The 20,619-nt window shown below is 59.9% G+C and carries 19 protein-coding genes; 14 read left to right on the top strand and 5 right to left on the bottom strand.

Annotation, left to right across the window (positions count from 1 at the left end; translation table 11 throughout):
- The first annotated feature begins 80 nt into the window (after positions 1-80).
- The 4 genes from ACR0D9_RS15615 to ACR0D9_RS15600 all read left to right on the top strand — a co-directional run bounded on the left by ACR0D9_RS15615 (position 81) and on the right by ACR0D9_RS15600 (position 4,411).
- A complete protein-coding gene (locus ACR0D9_RS15615; RefSeq protein ID WP_480539357.1) occupies positions 81-1,496 on the top strand; it encodes an aminotransferase class V-fold PLP-dependent enzyme in 1,416 nt (471 codons plus the stop codon).
- Positions 1,497-1,560: 64 nt separating this feature from the next.
- Positions 1,561-2,646, top strand: a complete 1,086-nt coding sequence (gene hisC / locus ACR0D9_RS15610) for a histidinol-phosphate transaminase (RefSeq protein ID WP_480539355.1) — start codon at positions 1,561-1,563, stop codon at positions 2,644-2,646.
- The gene (locus ACR0D9_RS15605; protein ID WP_267365625.1) at positions 2,643-3,563 is read left to right on the top strand and encodes a prephenate/arogenate dehydrogenase family protein; all 921 of its coding nucleotides are present in this window, start codon (positions 2,643-2,645) and stop codon (positions 3,561-3,563) included. Before hisC ends, ACR0D9_RS15605 begins: the two co-directional genes overlap by 4 nt.
- Positions 3,560-4,411: an extensin-like domain-containing protein gene (locus tag ACR0D9_RS15600; RefSeq protein ID WP_480539353.1), complete on the top strand. Its 852-nt coding sequence runs from the start codon at positions 3,560-3,562 to the stop codon at positions 4,409-4,411. Before ACR0D9_RS15605 ends, ACR0D9_RS15600 begins: the two co-directional genes overlap by 4 nt.
- On the opposite strand, the gene ACR0D9_RS15595 is transcribed toward ACR0D9_RS15600, so the two are convergent.
- The gene (locus ACR0D9_RS15595; protein WP_480539351.1) at positions 4,408-5,409 is read right to left on the bottom strand and encodes a DUF2125 domain-containing protein; all 1,002 of its coding nucleotides are present in this window, start codon (positions 5,407-5,409) and stop codon (positions 4,408-4,410) included. The two genes, ACR0D9_RS15600 and ACR0D9_RS15595, sit on opposite strands and share 4 nt — an antisense overlap.
- A 67-nt stretch (positions 5,410-5,476) precedes the next feature.
- Between ACR0D9_RS15595 and ACR0D9_RS15590 the strand changes: the two genes are divergently transcribed.
- From ACR0D9_RS15590 to ACR0D9_RS15580, 3 genes are all read left to right on the top strand, one after another.
- Entirely contained in the window at positions 5,477-6,007 is a 531-nt protein-coding gene (locus ACR0D9_RS15590) for a gamma-glutamylcyclotransferase (protein WP_480487542.1), read from the top strand.
- A 69-nt stretch (positions 6,008-6,076) separates the two neighbouring features.
- Positions 6,077-7,255 carry a biopolymer transporter ExbB gene (locus ACR0D9_RS15585; protein WP_480487544.1) on the top strand — a complete coding sequence of 393 codons (1,179 nt, stop codon included), beginning with the start codon at positions 6,077-6,079 and terminating at the stop codon, positions 7,253-7,255.
- A gap of 3 nt (positions 7,256-7,258) precedes the next feature.
- Complete coding sequence (locus ACR0D9_RS15580; protein WP_480539349.1) at positions 7,259-9,001, top strand: peptidoglycan -binding protein; 1,743 nt, start codon at positions 7,259-7,261, stop codon at positions 8,999-9,001.
- A gap of 241 nt (positions 9,002-9,242) precedes the next feature.
- Here the strand turns inward: ACR0D9_RS15580 and clpA are convergent, their stop codons facing one another.
- Positions 9,243-11,567 carry an ATP-dependent Clp protease ATP-binding subunit ClpA gene (clpA, locus tag ACR0D9_RS15575; protein ID WP_267363009.1) on the bottom strand — a complete coding sequence of 775 codons (2,325 nt, stop codon included), beginning with the start codon at positions 11,565-11,567 and terminating at the stop codon, positions 9,243-9,245.
- A gap of 174 nt (positions 11,568-11,741) precedes the next feature.
- On the bottom strand, positions 11,742-12,509 hold the full coding sequence (gene gloB, locus ACR0D9_RS15570; protein WP_480482287.1) for a hydroxyacylglutathione hydrolase: 768 nt from the start codon (positions 12,507-12,509) through the stop codon (positions 11,742-11,744).
- Between the two features lie 61 nt (positions 12,510-12,570).
- Here gloB and ACR0D9_RS15565 point away from each other — a divergent pair, with 61 nt between their 5' ends.
- The 7 genes from ACR0D9_RS15565 (at position 12,571) to ACR0D9_RS15535 (ending at position 18,929) form a co-directional block, all read left to right on the top strand.
- Positions 12,571-13,305, top strand: a complete 735-nt coding sequence (locus ACR0D9_RS15565; protein WP_480482285.1) for a class I SAM-dependent methyltransferase — start codon at positions 12,571-12,573, stop codon at positions 13,303-13,305.
- A gap of 302 nt (positions 13,306-13,607) precedes the next feature.
- On the top strand, positions 13,608-14,168 hold the full coding sequence (locus ACR0D9_RS15560; RefSeq protein WP_209598051.1) for a F0F1 ATP synthase subunit delta: 561 nt from the start codon (positions 13,608-13,610) through the stop codon (positions 14,166-14,168).
- Complete coding sequence (atpA, locus tag ACR0D9_RS15555; RefSeq protein WP_209504804.1) at positions 14,169-15,707, top strand: F0F1 ATP synthase subunit alpha; 1,539 nt, start codon at positions 14,169-14,171, stop codon at positions 15,705-15,707.
- Between the two features lie 12 nt (positions 15,708-15,719).
- Entirely contained in the window at positions 15,720-16,595 is an 876-nt protein-coding gene (locus ACR0D9_RS15550) for a F0F1 ATP synthase subunit gamma (RefSeq protein ID WP_480482282.1), read from the top strand.
- Between the two features lie 20 nt (positions 16,596-16,615).
- Positions 16,616-18,040 carry a F0F1 ATP synthase subunit beta gene (atpD, locus tag ACR0D9_RS15545; RefSeq protein WP_209504802.1) on the top strand — a complete coding sequence of 475 codons (1,425 nt, stop codon included), beginning with the start codon at positions 16,616-16,618 and terminating at the stop codon, positions 18,038-18,040.
- Positions 18,041-18,052: 12 nt separating this feature from the next.
- Positions 18,053-18,463: a F0F1 ATP synthase subunit epsilon gene (locus ACR0D9_RS15540; protein WP_209504801.1), complete on the top strand. Its 411-nt coding sequence runs from the start codon at positions 18,053-18,055 to the stop codon at positions 18,461-18,463.
- Between the two features lie 115 nt (positions 18,464-18,578).
- The gene (locus ACR0D9_RS15535; protein WP_480482280.1) at positions 18,579-18,929 is read left to right on the top strand and encodes an H-type lectin domain-containing protein; all 351 of its coding nucleotides are present in this window, start codon (positions 18,579-18,581) and stop codon (positions 18,927-18,929) included.
- A 28-nt stretch (positions 18,930-18,957) separates the two neighbouring features.
- Here the strand turns inward: ACR0D9_RS15535 and rpiB are convergent, their stop codons facing one another.
- Both rpiB and ACR0D9_RS15525 read right to left on the bottom strand, forming a co-directional pair.
- Entirely contained in the window at positions 18,958-19,407 is a 450-nt protein-coding gene (gene rpiB, locus ACR0D9_RS15530; protein WP_480482278.1) for a ribose 5-phosphate isomerase B, read from the bottom strand.
- 105 nt (positions 19,408-19,512) lie between these two features.
- Positions 19,513-20,532, bottom strand: coding sequence for a ribose-phosphate pyrophosphokinase (locus tag ACR0D9_RS15525; protein ID WP_209504798.1), 1,020 nt, complete (start codon positions 20,530-20,532; stop codon positions 19,513-19,515).
- Between the last annotated feature and the right edge of the window lie 87 nt (positions 20,533-20,619).

Below are 20,619 nucleotides of genomic sequence, written 5' to 3'. Positions count from 1 at the left end.
TTTTAAAATCTATGCAATAATAGGTGAAGTTTTCGCGCTGACAATAAATCACATTAGTCGGACAGTTAGGAGCCAATGCAATGTCCCTGTCCAAGTTTCGTGCGGAACTCTGTTCCACCGCTCACAATTCAAACCTGCGCGATGGGCTGATCGGAGAGAATGTTCTGATCCCGGGTCTGCATGGGGACGTGCCGCTTGTCTATGCGGATTACGTCGCTTCGGGTCGCGCCTTGCGGCAGGTCGAAGACTTTGTGGCGCAACATGTGTTGCCGTTTTACGCGAACAGCCACACCGAGGCCTCTTACTGCGGATCTTACATGACACATCTGCGCCGCGAGGCGCGGGCGGAAATAGCCCGCATTGTAGGTGCCCAGGAAGAGGACGCGGTGATCTTCACCGGGTCTGGTGCCACTGCGGGGCTCAACCGGTTGGTCAGCCTGCTCGGGGTGGCAGAGGCCGACCAACCGGTTGTCTTGATTGGTCCTTACGAGCATCACTCGAACATCCTGCCGTGGCGGGAAAGCAAGGCACTTGTGGTTGAAATCCCCGAAGCCGAAGGTGGCGGTGTTGACCTGGGGGCGCTGGAAACCGCGCTGTTGACCCATGCAGGCGCAGATCTTCTGATCGGTTCCTTTTCGGCGGCGTCCAATGTAACCGGAATTGTCACTGACCCTGATCCGGTGACGCGGTTGCTCAAGGCGCATGGTGCCGTGGCGATTTGGGATTACGCCGGGGGCGGGCCTTACCTGCCGATGGATATGGGGCCGGCGGACGCGCGCAAGGATGCGATCGTCGTTTCCCCGCACAAGTTTCCGGGCGGTCCGGGGGCCTCGGGTGTTCTGATCGTAAACCGGGCTGCAGCCAAACGGAACTGCCCCAGCTGGCCGGGTGGTGGCACCGTTAGATTCGTGTCACCGTGGCGGCATGACTACAGCGCGGACCTGTCTGCGCGGGAAGAGGCGGGAACGCCCAACGTGATCGGTGATATCCGCGCGGCGCTTGCCTTTATCGTCAAGGATGTCGTCGGCACGGAAGAAATCGCAAGACGCGAGGCGCAGTACAACCAGATGGCGCTGGACGGGTGGAAGGATAACCCGCACCTGACATTGCTTGGGGTCAATAATCCGCATCGCCTGCCGATCTTCTCCTTCCTTGTGCGCGACAACGCGGGACAGCCTGTGCATCAGCAGCTGTTTACCCGGATGCTCAGCGACGTCTACGGCATTCAGGCGCGCGGCGGCTGTGCCTGCGCAGGGCCTTATGCCCACCGCCTTCTGGGGATTGACCGCGCCGCGTCCGAGGCGCTGCACGCGGCCTTGTCTGCGGGGGAAGAGATGAAGAAACCCGGCTGGGTACGCCTGAATTTCTCGTACCTGATGAGCAAGGAAACGGTCCAGTTCATCATCGACAGTGTCAATGACCTGTCGCGCCGTACCGAGGAATTCGTGCCTTATTACAACGCCGACCCGGCGACTGCGCGCTTCAAGGCCGCATGATGGAATTGTCGCTTTTCTCAATCCGTTGAGACAGGTATGAGGGGCCCAATCAACGGAGCCTCTCATGACCAAGATCACCCCGCAACCCGGCATTATGGACATCGCGCTTTATCAGGGCGGCCAGTCGCATGTGGCGGGTGTTGAGCATGTGATCAAGCTGAGCTCGAACGAGAACCCGTTCGGCCCCAGCCCCAAGGCGATTGAGGCGGTGCGCGACAGCGCGGCCACTTTGCATCGGTACCCCAACACCGACCACGCCAGTTTGCGCGCGGCTATCGGCGCACGTCACGGGCTGGACCCTGCGCAGATCATCTGCGGTGTCGGCAGCGACGAGGTGCTGCAATTCATCGCTCAGGCCTATGCGGGGCCGGGGGATGAGGTGATCTATACCGAGCACGGGTTCTCCATGTACCCGATCATCGCCTGCATGGCAGGTGCCACGCCGGTCATGGTGGCCGAGCGCGACCGCAAAGTTGATGTGGATGCCATTCTGGCCGCCTTAACCAGCCAGACGCAGATCGTGTTTGTCACCAACCCCGGTAACCCGACCTCGACCATGATCTCGAACGACGAACTGGACCGTCTGGCGCAGGGTCTGCCTGATACCTGCCTGATGGTCTTGGACGGCGCCTATGCCGAATTCGTCGACGATTTCGATGGTGGCGCGTCTTTGGTGGATGCGTATGAGAACGTGATCATGACCCGCACATTCTCGAAAGTGTACGGGCTGGGCGGGATGCGGGTCGGCTGGGGGTATGCGCACCAATCGATTATCGATGTACTGAACCGGGTGCGTCAGCCCTTCAACCTGTCTTTAACAGCACTGGCCGCAGCCGAAGCAGCGATCAGCGACGTCGAATTCCTGACGTTCTGCCAATCCGAAAATGCGCGCCTTCGGGTGTGGCTGGCCGAGGAGCTGGACAAGGTCGGCGTACCCTCGGACCCGTCCTGCACCAACTTCATCCTCGCGCGTTTTGCCGACAGGACCGAGGCCGAGGCCTGTGACGACTATCTGAAGACGCAGGGTTTGATTGTCCGCCGGGTTGCAGGCTACAACCTGCCGAATGCCCTGCGGATCACCGTGGGCGATGAGGAAGCCTGCCGCCGCGTTGTGTTGGCGATTACAGCATTCAAAGAGGGCGCAGCATGAGCCAGATTTACGACCGGGTTGCGCTGATCGGGCTGGGCCTGATTGCCTCCTCCATGTTCTGGGCGATCAAGCGTGGAGGCCTGGCCGGGGAAGTGACCGGCTATGCCCGGTCCGAGGCGACACGTGACACGGCGCGCAGAATCGGGCTGTGCGACCGCGTCTGTGACACGGCGCGCGAAGCGGTCGAAGGTGCGGATCTTGTCGTTCTTTGCGTGCCCGTGGGGGCAATGGGGGCCGTCGCAGAAGACATCGCGCCCGTGCTCAAGCCCGGCGCGACCCTGTCGGACGTGGGGTCGGTCAAGCGGCATGTCATTCAGGCGGTTCAGCCGCATATCCCCGAAGGTGTGCATTTCATTCCCGCGCATCCTTTGGCTGGGACAGAGCATTCCGGTCCGGAATCGGGTTTTGCCAAATTGTTCGACAATCGCTGGTGCCTGCTGGTGCCTGTCGAAGGGACCGACCCGGATGCAATCGCCCGCCTTCGGGCGTTGTGGGAAGGTATGGGCTCCCATGTGGATGAGATGGACGCGGATCATCACGATCTGGTTCTGGCCGTCACGTCCCATGCGCCGCACCTGATCGCCTACACGATGGTTGGTGTGGCCGACGATCTGCGCCGGGTGACCGATAGCGAAGTGATCAAATACTCGGCTGCGGGTTTTCGGGATTTCACCCGCATCGCGGCATCGGACCCGACCATGTGGCGTGATGTGTTCCTGTCCAACAAAGATGCGACGCTGGAAATCCTGGGCCGTTTCACGGAAGAGCTGTTTGCGCTGCAACGTGCCATCCGCACCGGGGACGGGGAACATTTGTTTGACTACTTTACCCATACCCGTGCTATTCGTCGCGGCATCATCGACGCGGGGCAGGACACGGATGCTCCGGATTTCGGGCGGGGAAAGGCAGGTTCATGAGGTCATACCGGGGGCAATTTCTGATCGGGATCATGGCGTTGTGCGCCGTGGCCACACAGGCAGCACCTCTGGAACGATCTCTGGTTCCTCCTGCACGTCCGATTCTGGACCAGCACAACGTACAGGTTGTGTCCGCCGTTGCCCCGGTGTCCGTCGCGGCCATAACCGATCTGCGCCCCATCTCACGTCCGGTTTCACCGCAGGTCACTGCCGCCCTGGCGCGACCTTCGGATTTGCCACTGCTGGGGCCCGACACCTCGCTGATGCCTAACATGAGACCTGAATCGCTTGAACAGCAGGTGCTTTTCAAAAAACGCAAGCTGCGCAAAGGGTCCGTTTGCGGAGATATCGCAATTCAGGGCAAGCCCGTCGGCAGGGTCGGCAGCGAAAATTCAGCCTGTGGCGTAAAAGATGCGGTGCAGATCACCTCTGTTTCCGGTGTGGCACTCAGCCGCCCGTCGACAATGGATTGCGGCACCGCCGTTGCGCTGAACAAATGGGTCGATAAGACAGTCAAACCCACCTTCAAACGTCGCGGCCCGGTGGTCGAGTTGCAGGTGGCGGCTCATTATGCCTGCCGAACCCGCAATAATCGTAAAGGCGCGCGGATTTCCGAGCACGGCAAAGGGCGCGCGATCGATATTTCGGCCTTCAAAATGGCCGATGGTGAGGTGGTGACCGTCTTGGAAGGATGGCGCAAGAACCCGTCACAGAAGCAGCTGCAGAAAATCTGGCGCGGCGCGTGTGGCCCGTTCGGCACCGTTTTGGGGCCGAACTCGGACAGCTACCATCGCGATCATTTCCATCTGGATACGGCACGCTATCGCAGCGGAGCGTATTGCCGTTAACGAAGGATCAGCCGCGGGGCAGGGCCCAGCGGCACCGGCCCCAGGGCGACAAAACCATCCCGGAAGTTCAGCTGAAGGTCCAGCGCGTTGGGGTTGCCGCCCAGCCCTGCCAGAAAGTTCAGTGCGCGGGTGACAGGATCAACCGCCTGATCGGGCAGGGCGCCTGCCGCGTTTGCCATATCGATCATATCGCGCCAGTTCTCGGCCTTGACGGCGATCTCACCACTGGGAACACCCTGCGCGTCTACATCCAGTTGACCGGCAGCAAACAGACGCAATCCACCCCATTTGATCTCGGCCAGTCGCAGGTCGATGGCCACGGGCTGTGGTCTGCTGTCCTCCAGCGCTGACCTGTCCCAGACTTTGCTGAACGTGGTGACCATGTCCAGTTCCAGTGTTTCGAAGGACTGCGGCAGCGACGCGGCCGAATTCATAAGGGCCCGCAACCGGTCACCGGGTGTGAACCCATCCGCGCGGGCGGTAATGGCATAGGCTTCGGGCTGGGATGTTTGCGCCATGATCAGGCTCAGGGTGTCCCCGGCGGCCAGTGCAGTGGTGTTCTCGGTCACCGACCACGCCCCTGCCGTCAGCGCCAGTTTTTCAAACACAAGCGAAACGCCGGGTTGCAACTGTAGTTCCGCAATCAATTCATCGGCGACAATCGTTGAGGTTTGATCGTAGTAAGACAGTCGTTGCGGCGTCTCGGCGAACCGCAGCACCTGCCGGCCGGGCCAGATCGCGGGGCTTTCGAATTCGATCCAGTCCGCGCGCCAGGCTGTGCCATTCACCGGATCTGCAAGGGCAGGGTTGTTCAGTCGGGTCACGTGATGGGTCGGATACCCTGCCGTTGCCACGTCCGAGAAATCAGCCAGCCAGCCGCGCGCCTGTTGTTGATCAAACCAGCCAGTGATTGCCGCGCGCAGACCATATCCGGCGACAAACCAATAGGCGCTCCAAAGGATGCCGATAAAAATGATCACTCGTATGACACGGCGCATGAGCTTTGGCCCTTTTTCCTGCCTCGGAATTGATGTTTATAGGCCCAAACGGGCAAGGACCAGTGCAATGACGATGTGGGTTTTCGGTTATGGATCGCTGCTGTGGAATCCGGGCTTTCCGGTCGCGCGCAGCGAACGCGCGACACTGCATGGCTATGCCCGGTCCTTCTGCATGAGCTCGATCCACCACCGGGGAACCGAGGAAGAACCGGGGCTGGTGCTGGCGCTGGACGAACAGGCAAACGCGACCTGCACCGGTCTGGCCCTTGCGGTTGAAACCGGTCACGAAGACCGCACCCTGCACGAACTGCGCGAGCGCGAGCTGATCTCGTCGGCCTATGTCGAACGTATGCTGGATGTGCATCTGGAAAATGGCGACATTGTCAACGCCGTGACCTATGTGATCGATGCCGACCATGTGCAGTATTGCGGCGGGATGCCGTTGGAGGATCAGGCCCGGATCATCGCCCATGCGGTTGGCGGGCGCGGCCCGAATGACGAATACCTGTACAATACCGCCGAACATCTGGCCGAGATCGGCCTGCGCGACGCCGATCTTGAGTGGTTGGCGCAACGGGTGCGCAGTATTACCGCATAAACTCTTGGCGTCACCAGTGGAATTTCGCTAGTTTCGACGCAGAGCAGGCAAATACCGGGAACCACGCGCATGGCGCAGGCACATCAGGGCGCGAGACCCCATTTCTCGCATCCAACACGGCAGATTCTGTTGATGTTGATGGCGATCGGCCTGTCCGGGCTGGGTGTGTTTCTGGCGCTGCCCTATGTGTTACCGGTTTTCTTCGCCAACCCGTACCTGAACGGCTTCATCCTGATGGTTTTTCTGATCGGCGTTCTTGCCTGTTTCTATCAGGTGACGCAACTGATCGGATCCGTACGCTGGATCGAGGCCTTTGTTGGCGGTGTAGTGCGCGAAGACGCCCGCACGCCGCAATTGCTTGCACCTTTGGCCTCGTTGCTGCGCGAACGGGGCGCGCGGTCGCAGATCAGCTCCACTTCAACCCGCTCGATTCTGGATTCCGTAGCCGAACGGGTCGAGGAAGAGCGGGAGATCACTCGCTATATCACCAATGTGCTGATCTATCTGGGTCTTTTGGGCACATTCTTCGGTTTGGCGACAACCGTACCTGCCATCGTCGATACGATCCGCAGCCTTAATCCGCAAGAGGGCGAAGAAGGGCTGGCCGTGTTCAACCGCCTGATGACCGGGCTCGAAGCGCAGTTGCAGGGAATGGGCGTTGCGTTCGGATCGTCTCTGCTGGGTCTGGCCGGGTCGCTGATCGTCGGTCTGCTCGAAGTTTTCGCAGGGCACGGCCAGAACCGTTTCTATCGTGAGCTCGAAGAATGGCTGTCTTCGATCACCCGTGTAGGTTTCGCGGGTGGAGAAGAAGGCGGTGCCGAAATAGCCGTGCTCACGCCGGTGCTGGACGCCATGTCCGAACAGATGGACGCGTTGCAGGATCTGTTTTCAGCGCAGGAAAGCGACCGGGCCGAGGTTTCCGCCAAGCTGGGTTTGCTGGTCGATGTGATCGGTGAGATGAACAACCGTCAGGCCAATACCGAAAGTGTCACAGCGGTGTTGGAACGCGTGGCGCTGGGTCAGGAAGCCCTGCTGGATCACATGCGCGATCACGGTGCGGGTGAAGGTATCGACGCCGAAAGCCGGATGCGCCTGCGCTCGATGGATGTGCAGCTGCTGCGTATCCTCGAAGAGATATCGGCGGGTCGGCAGGAAAGCATGAACGAGTTCCGCAAGGATATTGAACTGCTGGTCAAGGCGCTGACCCTGCCGCGCGGTGCGGTACGCACCTCGCCGGAAGGAGAATAGCCCATGGCGCTGTCCCGCCGCACCGGTCAACGGTTCCAGGGCTCGGTCTGGCCCGGTTTCGTCGACGCGATGACGGGGCTGTTGATGGTGCTGACCTTTGTGCTGACCATCTTCATGGTGATCCAGTTTGTGCTGCGCGAAACCATCTCGGGTCAGGAAGACGAACTGACCACATTGGCCGACGAAATCGCGGCGCTGGCGGGGGCGCTGGGGCTGGAAGAACGCGAAAACAGCCGGTTGCAGGCGCGGCTTGGGGCGTTGAATACCACCCTGTCGCAGGCCGAAGACGATCTGGCGCAAGCCCAGTCACTGATCGCATCACTGACCACCGAGCGCGACCGACAGGCTGTCGCTTTGGATCAGGCACAGACCCGGATCACCAATTTCGAAGCGCAAGTTGCCGCCCTGCTGGCCGAACAGGAACGGGCACTGGGTGATATTGCAGCGCTTGAATCGCAGCGCGCGAAACTGCTGACCGAGCAGGAGGCGTTGAACCTGGCGCTTGCCCAAAGCCGCGAGGAAATCGACGCACAGACCGAAGCCGCCCGTTTGGCCGCTGCCCGTCGGGAAGCACTGGAAGCACTGGTGGCGGATCTGGAGCAAGGCAGCGCCGACCGGGACGCCCAGATCACCAACCTTGAACAGCAGCTCAGCGATGAAGAGGCCGCCCGTCTGGCCGAAGCCGCCGCCGCCGAAGCATTGCGTAACCGCCTTCAGGATGCCGATGCCGAACTGACGGCCATGACACTCGCACTCGAAGCGCAGCGCAAAGAGGCTGAAGACACACTCACCCTGCTGGCGGCAGCACAGGCGGCGCGTGCCGCGTTGGAGCGTCAGTTTGGCGACGTGAACCCCGATGAACTGCGGGCCCAGCTTGAATCCGCTTTGCAGGCGCAGACACAAGCGCAGGCGGATGCCGATGCGCAACGCTCTCTGGCCGAGCAGCGGCAGGCCTTATTGGACCTCGCCAATGCGACGCTTTCGGATGAAAAAGAAATCTCTGCCGAGGCGCAGAGAGAGGCCGCCCTGCTGAACCAGCAGATCGCCGCCCTGCGCGGGCAATTGGGCTCTTTGCAGGCTTTGCTTGATGATTTCGAAGAACGCAACGCCGCCGCCGAGGTGCAGATTCAGACCTTAGGGCAGGACCTGAACGCCGCACTGGCCCGTGCCGCATCCGAAGAACGCAGGCGCCGTCTGCTGGAAGAAGCGGAGCGCCTGCGTCTTGAGGCCGAGGCCAAGGCTCTGGCCGGGCAGAACCAGGAACTGGCGGCACAGGCCGAGGACCTGCAACGCTATCGCTCGGAATTCTTTGGTCGTTTGCGGGACGTCCTTGGCGGTCAGGAAGGGGTGCGCATCGAAGGCGACCGGTTCGTGTTCTCGTCCGAGGTTCTGTTTCCGACCGGGTCCGCCGTGCTGTCCGCAGAAGGGCAGCAGGAAGTCGCCAAGGTGGCCAGCATCCTGCGCAGTGTCGCTGCTGAAATCCCGCCCGGTCTGAACTGGGTGATCCGGGTCGACGGCCATACCGACAACGTTCCTCTGGCCGGGTCGGGGCGGTATCGCGACAACTGGGAGCTCAGCCAGGGTCGCGCGCTGTCGGTTGTGCGCTATATGGTTGACGCGCTGGGCATTCCGCCCAACCGCCTTGCAGCCAACGGGTTTGGTGAATTCCAGCCCGTAAACCCCGCTGACACGCCCGAGGCACACGCGCAAAACCGCCGGATCGAGTTGAAGCTGACCGAAAGGTAAGGCCACTGGCCCTTAGCAGCCACGAAAACAAACAGCCGATCCGCAACCGGTTATTGGCGATACCGACCCCAGCGACCCGAACCGTTGGAAAATCAAGGCGGTGCATGTCCGCCAGACGTTTCACACGCAGCCTAACCGAGATAGCCAACGCGCCCCGGTTGAGCAGATAAGTCCTTGCCTGTGCTGGGCGAAATAAAAACCCGCCTTGGTAGGCGGGTTTTCTGTTAAATGCGACGGGCGATCAGTCCGCCGTCAGCAGCGGGGGCTTGTCACCGGAAATACGCGGTTGATCCGGGCCAAGGATCTCAAGATCCAGATCACCCTTCTTCACCGAGACACGGACCACACCACCTTTTGCCAGCTTGCCAAACAACAACTCTTCGGCCAGCGGTTTCTTGATGTATTCCTGAATGACGCGGCCCAGCGGGCGCGCACCCATCTTGTCGTCATACCCTTTATCCGCCAGCCATTCGGCGGCCTTGGGTGTCAGATCAATGGTCACACCACGATCCAGCAACTGCGCTTCCAGTTGCAGGACGAATTTCTCGACCACCTGCAAAATGACCTCTTTCGGCAGCGGCGCGAACGAGATCACGGCATCCAGACGGTTGCGGAATTCCGGCGTGAACATGCGTTCAATCGCGGCGGTGTCTTCGCCCTCGCGACGGTCACGACCGAACCCGATCGCGGCCTTGGCCTGCTCTTGCGCCCCCGCGTTCGAGGTCATGATCAGCACCACGTTGCGGAAGTTCACTGTACGGCCGTTATGGTCGGTCAGTTCCCCATGGTCCATCACCTGCAACAGGATGTTGAACACGTCCGGGTGCGCCTTTTCAATCTCGTCCAGCAGCAACACACAATGTGGATGCTGGTCGACACCGTCGGTCAGCAGGCCGCCCTGATCGAACCCGACATAGCCCGGAGGCGCGCCGATCAGACGGCTGACCGCGTGTTTCTCCATGTATTCCGACATGTCGAAACGCAGCAGTTCAACGCCCAGCGTATCCGCCAGCTGTTTCGCCACCTCGGTCTTGCCCACGCCGGTCGGGCCGGCAAACAGATAGTTGCCGATGGGCTTTTCGGGTTCCCGCAGGCCGGCGCGGGCCAGTTTGATTGCGCTGGCCAGCGCCTCGATCGCCAGATTCTGACCAAACACCACCCGTTTCAGCGAGGCTTCGAGGTCTTTCAGCACCTCGGCATCGTCCTTGGTGACGTTCTTGGGCGGGATGCGGGCGATCTTGGCAACCACGGCCTCAATCTCTTTGACACCAATGGTTTTGCGCCGTTTGCTTTCCGCCACCAGATGCTGCGCCGCGCCAGCCTCGTCAATCACGTCGATGGCCTTGTCGGGCAGCTTGCGGTCGTTGATGTAACGTGCCGACAGCTCGACCGCCGTTTTGATCGCATCAGCGGTATACTTGATGTCGTGATGTTTTTCGAAATAAGGCTTCAGACCGCGCAGGATCTTGACGCTGTCTTCAACCGAAGGCTCGTTCACATCGATCTTCTGGAACCGGCGCGACAGGGCGCGGTCCTTTTCAAAATGCTGGCGAAACTCTTTGTAGGTGGTCGAGCCCATGGTGCGCAGCTTGCCGCCCTGCAACGCAGGTTTCAGCAGGTTCGAGGCATCCATTGCCCCGCCCGAGGTTGCACCAGCACCGATCACGGTGTGAATTTCGTCGATGAACAGCACCGCGTCGGGGTGCTCTTCCAGCTCGGTTACAACCGCTTTCAGGCGTTCCTCGAAATCGCCGCGATAACGGGTCCCGGCCAGCAGCGCACCCATGTCCAGCGAGTAGATGGTGGTGTTTGCCAAGACATCCGGCGCCTCTCCGGCGACGATCTTGTGCGCCAGACCTTCGGCGATGGCGGTTTTGCCCACGCCCGGATCGCCCACCAGCAGCGGGTTGTTCTTGCGGCGGCGGCACAGCACCTGGATGCAGCGTTCCACCTCATCCGCCCGCCCGATCAGCGGATCGACATCACCCGCACGCGATTTCGCGTTCAGGTCAATGCAGTATTTCCCAAGCGCACTTTCCTTTTGTTCCGTGTCGCCGGAACCTGACTGAGCTTCTTCTTCCACCTGATCCGCACCGGATACCGACCGGCTTTCGCCATACGCGGGGTCTTTGGCCACGCCATGGGCGATGAAATTGACCGCGTCGTACCGGGTCATGTCCTGTTCTTGCAGGAAATAGGCGGCATTGCTTTCGCGTTCGGCGAAAATGGCGACCAGCACATTGGCGCCGGTCACTTCGGTCCGGCCCGAGCTTTGCACGTGGATAGCGGCGCGTTGAATGACGCGCTGGAACGCTGCCGTTGGTACGGCTTCGGACCCGTCAATATCCGTGACCAGATTCGATAGGTCCTCGTCGATGAACTCAACCAGAGTGCTGCGCAACTCGTCCAGATCAACGCTGCACGCTTTCATGACGCGTACCGCATCGGGTTCTTCCAGAAGCGCCAGCAGCAAATGCTCCAGCGTTGCAAATTCGTGTCGCCGTTCATTCGCAGCCGCAAGGGCCGCGTGGATGGCTTGTTCCAGTGTGCTCGAGAATGAAGGCACGCGGGTGCTCCTCTGTCTTGGGTCAGAAGGGGGCGGGCTTTCGGCCGGAACCCCATCCCAACCATGTCCTCATACTATTAGAGTTTGGTTGATCGTGGCCCGGCTTCAAGGGTTTTCTTTCACTTGACAGTCACATTTGTTGTGACCGTGGCCGTGAAGAGGGGCAAATAAGCATCAGAACCTGTCTTTTCTACCCCGGATTTCGGCGAAAACCGCCGCAGGATCGGCGTTTACCATACCAAGATGGGCCTGAATCGCCGGATCCGTGGCCCTCAGGAACGGGTTGGTGGCTTTTTCAAGCGCCAAAACCGACGGAACAGTGGCTTCGCCAGCGGCGCGGGCGCGGTCGATATCGGCAATTCGCTGTTTCAGCGCAGCGTTCTCGGGATCGACGGTAATGGCGAATTTCGCGTTGGATTGTGTATATTCATGCCCCGAACAGACAAGGGTGTCGTCCGGCAAAGCGGCCAGCTTGCTCAGCGACGCCCACATCTGCGCCGGGCTGCCTTCGAACAGACGCCCACACCCGAGGGCCATCAGGCTGTCAGCGGTAAAGACGACCGCGCTTTGCGGAAGATAAAACGCGACATGACCAACCGTGTGCCCCGAAACGTCCAGCACCTCGACCAGTTCGCCACCCACCTCAAAGCTGTCGCCTTCGGCAACCTGCTGGTCCAGCGGGGGCAGGCGGTGCGCGTCGGCGGCCGCACCGATGACCTTTGCGGGGTGATGGGTCAGAATTTCGGGCAGCCCTTCAACGTGATCCCAGTGATGATGGGTCAGCAGCACATGTGACAAGCTCCATCCCCGATCTTCCAGTGCTGCAAGAATCGGCGCGGCTTCGGGCGCATCGATCAGCGCAGTCTGGCCATTGCCGCTGTCATGGGCCAGAAAGGCGTAATTGTCGCTGAGGCACGGGATTGTAACGATTTCAAGAGGCATGGCCTTTTGCCCTTTCATTGCTAGACTGCGCCCAGCTAAGCCGATTGACCGGATGTCCGCAATGCATCTTGATGTGCAGGATCTGAGGAACTTCTACTACCGCAGCACCCTTGGGCGCGCGGCACAGGCAGCTATTCGCGGGCGGCTGACCGAGCTCTGGCCCGAAGCCAAAGGTCAGACCGTTGCCGGTTTTGGCTTTGCCGTGCCGCTATTGCGCCCTTATCTGGCCGGTGCGCGCCGGGTCATCGGGCTGATGCCCGGCCCGCAGGGCGTGATGCCCTGGCCTGCGGGGATGCCCAATGTCTCGGTGCTGACAGAAGAAACCCGGTGGCCCATTGAAACCGGTCACGTGGACAAGCTGGTGGTGATGCACGGGCTGGAAACGTCCGAGCGGCCAAACCAGCTGCTGGAGGAATGCTGGCGTGTTTTGGGCCCCGGTGGCAGGGCCGTGTTCATTGTTCCGAACCGGGCGGGTCTGTGGTCACGTACGGACAAAACGCCATTTGGCTTTGGTCGTCCCTATTCCGCCACTCAGCTGGAAAATCAGCTCAGATCACACTACTTCCTGCCCGAGGCGCATTGCTCGGCTCTTTACATGCCGCCATCCTTCCGGCGGTTCTGGTTGAAATCGGGCAGTCTGATCGAAAAAACCGGACAGCGCATTCCAACTGTCATGGCGGGCGGGGTGTTGATGGTTGAGGTCACAAAGAACATTCATCCGCCTCGGGGCAATGTCACCAAAGATGCCATAAGGAAGCCGATCAAGGCGCTTGACGGTTTGCTAAAGCCTGCATGACAACTGCGTGCATCCCAAAGTGACAAATTCGCGAGAAAAAAGTCACAGGAATCGCAAAAACCTGCATATTCGTAACATTTTTCAACCGGGTTGACGGGTCCAAACGGTCGCACTTGGTGTAAGTGTATGAAAATTAACATTTTGTGGATAAATCTGTTACCGCTATAGCGTATTGCTTGGTTGGTTCACCTCTGCTACATCCCCGGTGATTTTGATCCCCGACCGTCTGGCCGGGGTTTCCTCACGCCCCAAGGTAGCGGCCGCTACCCAAAATCGGGGCCTCAAATATCGGAAGGGTGGACGTGTCCGAACCAGCTTCGATTTCCACAGGCATCGCCGAGCGCTATGCCACCGCGATCTTCGAGATCGCAAAAGAGAATAATGACCTTGCGGGTCTGGAATCCGGCATCAATGATCTGGCAGCAGCACTGGGCGACAGTGCCGACCTGCGTGACCTGATCGCATCGCCTTTGATTTCGCGGGCCGAGCAAGAAGGAGCAATTGCCGCTGTTGCTGACAAGATGGGGCTGAACGCCATCCTGCGCAACACGCTGGCTCTGATGGCGCAGAAACGCCGCCTGTTTGTTGTGCCGCAACTGGTGCAGGTGCTGCGTGACATGCTGGCTGATGAGCGTGGCGAAGTGACCGCCGATGTCGCCTCGGCCAAGGCGCTGACCAAGACACAACTGGAAAAACTGTCCAAGACGCTGTCCGAGCGTGTGGGCAAGACCGTAACTATCAATGCGACCGTTGATGAAAGCCTCATCGGCGGTCTTGTCGTCAAAGTGGGCTCGAAAATGATCGACAGTTCGATCCGTTCGAAGCTGAACTCCCTACAGAATGCAATGAAAGAGGTCGGATAAATGGGAATCCAAGCTGCAGAGATTTCTGCAATCCTGAAGGACCAGATTAAGAATTTTGGTCAGGAAGCCGAAGTGGCCGAGATCGGTCGCGTGCTGAGCGTCGGTGACGGGATTGCCCGTGTATATGGCCTGGACAACGTTCAAGCCGGTGAGATGGTCGAATTCCCCGGCGGCATCATGGGTATGGCGCTGAACCTGGAAAGCGACAACGTCGGTGTCGTTATCTTCGGTTCCGACCGTGACATCAAAGAAGGTGACACCGTCAAGCGCACCAACTCGATCGTGGACGTTCCGATCGGTGATGAACTGCTGGGCCGTGTTGTTGACGGTCTGGGCAACCCGCTGGATGGCAAAGGTCCGATCAATGCCACCAAGCGTGGCGTTGCAGACGTCAAGGCACCTGGCATCATCCCGCGTAAATCGGTGCACGAACCGATGGCAACCGGCCTGAAATCGGTTGACGCGATGATCCCGATTGGCCGTGGCCAGCGCGAGCTGATCATTGGTGACCGCCAGACCGGTAAAACCGCTGTGGCTCTGGACACCATCCTGAACCAGAAGGTCTATAACGAAGCAGCAGGCGACGACGAGTCGAAGAAACTGTACTGCGTTTACGTTGCGATCGGTCAGAAACGTTCGACCGTTGCCCAGCTGGTGAAGAAACTGGAAGAATCCGGTGCGATTGAGTATTCGATCGTTGTCGCCGCAACCGCGTCCGACCCGGCACCGATGCAGTTCCTGGCACCCTATGCCGCAACCGCGATGGCGGAATACTTCCGTGACAATGGCCGCCACGCGCTGATCATCTATGATGACCTGTCGAAACAGGCCGTGTCCTACCGTCAGATGTCGCTGCTGCTGCGCCGCCCGCCGGGCCGCGAAGCCTATCCGGGTGACGTTTTCTACCTCCACTCCCGTCTGCTGGAACGTTCGGCGAAGCTGAACGAAGACTTCGGCGCAGGTTCGCTGACCGCTCTGCCGGTTATCGAAACCCAGGGTGGTGACGTTTCGGCCTTTATTCCGACCAACGTGATCTCGATCACCGACGGTCAGATCTTCCTGGAAACCGAACTGTTCTATCAGGGCATCCGTCCTGCCGTGAACACCGGTCTGTCGGTTTCGCGTGTGGGCTCGTCGGCTCAGACCGACGCGATGAAATCGGTTGCCGGTCCGGTCAAGCTGGAACTGGCTCAGTATCGCGAAATGGCGGCCTTTGCGCAGTTTGGGTCCGACCTCGACGCCGCAACCCAGCAGCTGCTGAACCGCGGTGCGCGCCTGACCGAGCTGATGAAGCAGCCGCAGTACTCGCCGCTGACCAACGCGGAAATCGTCTGCGTCATCTTCGCGGGCACCAACGGTTACCTCGACAAGATCGATGTGTCGGATGTTGGCCGCTACGAGGCTGGCCTGCTGGCGCATCTGCGCGGCAAGCACGCTGACCTGCTGAAGTGGATCACCGACGAAGATCCGAAGATCAAAGGCGACGCGTCCGACAAACTCAAAGCAGCGATCGACGAATACGCCGCGACCTTCGCTTGATAGGAGGTTCCGATGCCTAGTCTGAAGGACCTTAAAAACAGGATCGAGTCGGTCAAATCGACCCGCAAGATCACCAAGGCCATGCAGATGGTCGCGGCCGCAAAACTGCGCCGCGCCCAGGAATCTGCCGAAGCCTCGCGCCCTTATGCCGAGCGGTTCAATGCCGTGATGGCCGGGCTGGCGGCGTCGGTCGGGGGCAGCGACAGCGCCCCCAAGCTGCTCCGTGGTACGGGCAGTGATGATGTCCATCTGCTGGTTGTGTTGACAGCTGAACGCGGCCTGTGTGGCGGCTTCAACTCGAACATCGCCAAGCTGGCCCGCCAGAAGGCGGAAGAGCTGCGCGGCAAGGGCAAGACGGTCAAGATTCTGACCGTCGGCAAGAAAGGCCGCGACGCGCTCAAGCGTGATTTTGGCGATCTGTTCGTTGGGCATGTGGACCTGAGCGAGGTCAAGCGTCTGGGTTATTCCAACGCGCAGGACATCGCAAAGGACATCCTGTCCCGCTTCGACGGGGGCGAGTTCGACGTTGCCACGATCTTCTACTCGAAGTTCGTCAACGTTGTGACCCAGATCCCGACGGCACAGCAAGTCATCCCCGCCTCGTTCGAGGAATCGGAAGGTGACGACAGCGGTGCCATTTTCGACTACGAGCCCAGCGAAGAGGCCATTCTGGCCGACCTGCTGCCCAAGGGGGTTGCGACCGCGATCTTCTCGGCTCTGCTCGAAAACGGAGCGTCTGAACAGGGCGCGCGGATGTCCGCAATGGACAACGCGACACGCAACGCGGGTGAGATGATCGACAAGCTGACGATCCAGTTCAACCGCTCGCGTCAGGCCGTGATCACCAACGAGCTGATTGAAATTATTTCCGGCGCCGAGGCGCTGTAGAGACAAACCGGAGACGAAACATGGCGAATGCAAAAGGCAAAGTCACACAGATCATCGGGGCCGTCGTCGACGTGCACTTCGAAGATCAGCTGCCTGAAATTCTGAACGCGCTGGAAACCACCAACAACGGCAAGCGCCTGGTGTTGGAAGTTGCTCAGCACCTGGGTGAAAACACTGTCCGCACCATCGCGATGGACGCGACCGAAGGTCTGGTCCGTGGTGAAGTGGTCACCGACACCGGTGCACCGATCTCGGTTCCGGTTGGCAACGCCACCCTGGGCCGCATCCTGAACGTGGTCGGCGAGCCGATCGACGAAAAAGGCCCGGTTGAGGCAACCGAAGCGCGCGCGATCCACCAGCCCGCACCGACCTTTGCCGAACAGTCGACCGAGTCCGAAGTTCTGGTCACCGGCATCAAGGTGGTTGACCTGCTGGCCCCTTACGCCAAAGGCGGTAAGATCGGCCTGTTCGGCGGCGCCGGCGTTGGCAAAACCGTTCTGATCATGGAATTGATCAACAACATCGCAAAAGTGCACTCGGGCTTCTCGGTGTTTGCCGGTGTTGGTGAACGGACCCGTGAAGGTAACGACCTCTACCACGAGATGATCGAATCGAACGTGATCAAGCCGGACAACCTGTCGGAGAGCCAGGTGGCCCTGGTTTACGGTCAGATGAACGAGCCTCCGGGTGCGCGTGCGCGTGTTGCTCTGACCGGTCTGACCCTGGCCGAGCAGTTCCGCGACCAGTCCGGTACCGACGTTCTGTTCTTCGTCGACAACATCTTCCGCTTCACGCAGGCGGGTTCCGAGGTTTCGGCTCTGCTGGGTCGTATCCCGTCCGCTGTGGGCTACCAGCCGACACTGGCCACCGACATGGGCGCCCTGCAGGAACGCATCACCTCGACAAAGGCCGGATCGATCACTTCGGTGCAGGCGATCTACGTGCCTGCGGACGACTTGACCGACCCCGCGCCGGCAACCTCGTTTGCGCACCTCGACGCGACCACCGTTCTCAACCGTGCGATCTCGGAAAAGGGTATCTACCCTGCGGTTGACCCGCTCGACTCGACCTCGCGCCTGCTCGACCCGGCCATCGTCGGCGAAGAGCACTACAAGGTTGCGACCGACGTTCAGCAGATCCTCCAGCGCTACAAGTCACTGCAGGACATCATCGCCATCCTCGGCATGGACGAACTGTCGGAAGAGGACAAGCTGACCGTGGCCCGTGCCCGTAAGATCGAACGCTTCCTGTCGCAGCCGTTCGACGTGGCCGAGGTCTTCACCGGCTCGCCGGGTGTTCAGGTTCCTCTGGATGTCACAATCTCGTCGTTCAAGGCCGTTGTGGCTGGCGAATACGATCACCTGCCCGAAGCAGCCTTCCTGATGGTTGGCGGCATCGACGAAGTGATCGCCAAAGCCGAGAAAATGGCAGCAGCAGCCGCCTAAGGAGTATCCCTGATGGCAAACACGATGCATTTCGACCTCGTCAGCCCCGAGCGGAGCCTTGCTTCACTCGAGGTCACCGCGGTCCAGATTCCCGGCGCGGACGGGGACATGACGGCGATGCCCGATCATGCCCCCACCATCACAACGCTGCGCCCCGGTCTGCTGAAGGTTGAGGCACCCGAAGGGTCCAGCGAATACCTGGTCACCGGCGGGTTTGCCCAGATCAACGGCGACAGCCTGTCGGTTTTGGCCGAAAAGGCGGTTCCGGTTTCGGAAATCACCCGTTCGCATATGGACGAGCTGATTGCCGAGGCACGCGCCTCGCACGAAGCGGCAAAGGGCGGCGACGACATGTCGATCGTCGACGAAGCCGCCAAGCTGCTGGCCGATATGGAAGCTCTTGGGACACATATGAGCCTGTAATTGGCTTAACAGTGGAAAATTGGAACGGCCTCGCGATTGCGGGGCCGTTTTTTTTGTCGTGCTTTTGCCAGAAAGCCGGGGTAAGTTGCGGAAATTCAAGTATAATGATGAAAACATGAAAAAATTTCTGACCCATCCCATTGGCATCGATCAGGGTGAAAGTGTTCTGTTTTCGGAATTTGCCGAAGGCGGGGACATGTGGACTGGCGAAGGCCCCCGCGAACGCCGGAAACCCATCCAATTCAAGGGCACGTTTCTTAGCCCGCCCATGGTTCAGATCGGGATTTCCCTTTGGGATGTCGACACATCATCAGCCCTGCGCGCCGAGGTTCAGGCAGAAAATATCACCTCGGAAGGGTTCGAAGCGGTGTTTCGGACATGGTCCGACACGCGGATTGCCCGGATCCGGATCAGTTGGACCGCGTTTGGAGAGGTAGCACACCCCGACGACTGGAACATTTCCTGATCCGGGGCTTGCAGGACAGGCGCGGGGCTCAGTCGTCCTGCGCTTCGATCATGTCGACCCGTGTGGCGTGGCGGCCACCTTCGAATTCGGCCCCCAGAAACGCATCCACAATATCCAGCGCCTGACCTTCGCCGACGACACGCGCACCAATCGACAGCATGTTGGCATTGTTGTGCTGGCGGATCATCCGCGCAGAAAACGCATCTGAACAGACGCCGCAGCGAATGCCGGGTACCTTGTTTGCAGCCATCATGATGCCCTGACCCGTGCCGCAGAGGATAATACCCAATTCGCAATCACCCGATGCAACAGTCAGTGCCGCGGCCTTGCCGTGTTTGGGATAATGGGTGCTTTCAGAGGTCGTCGGGCCGATATCGACCACGTCCCAGCCTTGCTGCGCGATGTGGTTGGCCACGGCCTGACGCAGCTCGATTGCCGCGTGGTCGCTGGAAAGAACAATGCGTTTGTTGCCAGTCATGGAGATCGGTCCACTTGTGTCGTTGATCGCGCACATGGGTCAGGCTTGTGCGCAATCGATGGTTCAAAAAGAAAGGGACGACACATCCCGTCGCCCCGTCCAAACTCAATCCATCTGGTACATGGATTCGTAGATCGGCGTCAGTGTCTTGTCTTCGAACAGGGATGACACGCTGGTTCCGTTCCAGATGTTCAGGATCGCCTGCGTAAAGATAGGCGCGGTCGGAACAATGCGGATGTTCTTGGCGCCCAAAATCTCTTTGGTCGGTTGGATCGTGTCGGTCAGCACCAGCGACTTCATCACCGAATTTGTCACCCGTTCCACCGCAGGGCCGCTCATGACGCCATGCGTGATGTAGGAATGAACTTCTTTCGCACCGTTATCCAGAAGCACCTGCGCCGCCTTGCACAGCGTTCCGGCGGTGTCGCACATGTCGTCGACGATCAGACAGATCTTGTCCTTCACATCCCCGATCACGGTCATCTCGGCGACTTCGCCCGCTTTCTCGCGGCGCTTGTCCACGATCGACAGAGGGGCGTTGATCCGCTTGGCCAGTTCACGCGCGCGGGCAACGCCGCCCACGTCGGGTGAAACCACCATGATTTCATCCAGATTTCCCTTGAACTGATGCTTCACATCCAGCGCAAAGATGGGCGAGGCATAAAGGTTGTCCACGGGCATATCGAAAAAGCCCTGAATCTGGGCCGCGTGCAGGTCCATTGTCAGGATCCGTTCGATCCCGGCCCCGGTCAGCATGTTGGCCACCAGCTTGGCGCTGATGGGCGTGCGGGCCTTGGTGCGACGGTCCTGACGAGCGTACCCGAAATACGGGATCACGGCAGTGATCCGCTGCGCGGACGACCGGCGCAGGGCATCTGCGATGATCAGCAGTTCCATCAGGTTGTCATTGGCCGGGTTCGAGGTCGGCTGGATAATGAACATATCCTCGCCGCGCACATTCTCGAACACCTCGACGAAAATCTCACCGTCGTTGAACCGTTCGACACGCGCATCGACCAGACCCTGATCAACGCCTCGGTACAGGCTCATGCGGCGTGCGATGGCTTGGGCAAGCGGAAGGTTGGCGTTCCCAGCGATAAGCTTGGGTTCGTGAAGTGTCGGCATCGGCTGAAGTCCCCGGGCAGCAATGGCAATGTGACAGAATCGTGATGTTGACACCGCTTAGCATGGCCTTACCGTCCCGCAAAGGTA

This window comes from Ruegeria sp. AK11 (genome assembly GCF_056541095.1).
Note: the sequence above shows the minus strand (reverse complement) of the source record. Positions and strands in the feature narration are given on the sequence as shown.

Coding starts and splice junctions, on each gene's coding strand:
- atpD (WP_209504802.1), top strand. CDS start 16,616: ATGGCGAATGCAAAAGGCAAAGTCACACAGATCATCGGGGCCGTCGTC.
- hisC (WP_480539355.1), top strand. CDS start 1,561: ATGACCAAGATCACCCCGCAACCCGGCATTATGGACATCGCGCTTTAT.
- ACR0D9_RS15565 (WP_480482285.1), top strand. CDS start 12,571: ATGCATCTTGATGTGCAGGATCTGAGGAACTTCTACTACCGCAGCACC.
- gloB (WP_480482287.1), bottom strand. CDS start 12,509: ATGCCTCTTGAAATCGTTACAATCCCGTGCCTCAGCGACAATTACGCC.
- atpA (WP_209504804.1), top strand. CDS start 14,169: ATGGGAATCCAAGCTGCAGAGATTTCTGCAATCCTGAAGGACCAGATT.
- ACR0D9_RS15600 (WP_480539353.1), top strand. CDS start 3,560: ATGAGGTCATACCGGGGGCAATTTCTGATCGGGATCATGGCGTTGTGC.
- ACR0D9_RS15590 (WP_480487542.1), top strand. CDS start 5,477: ATGACGATGTGGGTTTTCGGTTATGGATCGCTGCTGTGGAATCCGGGC.
- ACR0D9_RS15540 (WP_209504801.1), top strand. CDS start 18,053: ATGGCAAACACGATGCATTTCGACCTCGTCAGCCCCGAGCGGAGCCTT.
- ACR0D9_RS15595 (WP_480539351.1), bottom strand. CDS start 5,409: ATGCGCCGTGTCATACGAGTGATCATTTTTATCGGCATCCTTTGGAGC.
- ACR0D9_RS15580 (WP_480539349.1), top strand. CDS start 7,259: ATGGCGCTGTCCCGCCGCACCGGTCAACGGTTCCAGGGCTCGGTCTGG.
- ACR0D9_RS15550 (WP_480482282.1), top strand. CDS start 15,720: ATGCCTAGTCTGAAGGACCTTAAAAACAGGATCGAGTCGGTCAAATCG.
- rpiB (WP_480482278.1), bottom strand. CDS start 19,407: ATGACTGGCAACAAACGCATTGTTCTTTCCAGCGACCACGCGGCAATC.
- ACR0D9_RS15525 (WP_209504798.1), bottom strand. CDS start 20,532: ATGCCGACACTTCACGAACCCAAGCTTATCGCTGGGAACGCCAACCTT.
- ACR0D9_RS15535 (WP_480482280.1), top strand. CDS start 18,579: ATGAAAAAATTTCTGACCCATCCCATTGGCATCGATCAGGGTGAAAGT.
- ACR0D9_RS15605 (WP_267365625.1), top strand. CDS start 2,643: ATGAGCCAGATTTACGACCGGGTTGCGCTGATCGGGCTGGGCCTGATT.
- ACR0D9_RS15585 (WP_480487544.1), top strand. CDS start 6,077: ATGGCGCAGGCACATCAGGGCGCGAGACCCCATTTCTCGCATCCAACA.
- ACR0D9_RS15615 (WP_480539357.1), top strand. CDS start 81: ATGTCCCTGTCCAAGTTTCGTGCGGAACTCTGTTCCACCGCTCACAAT.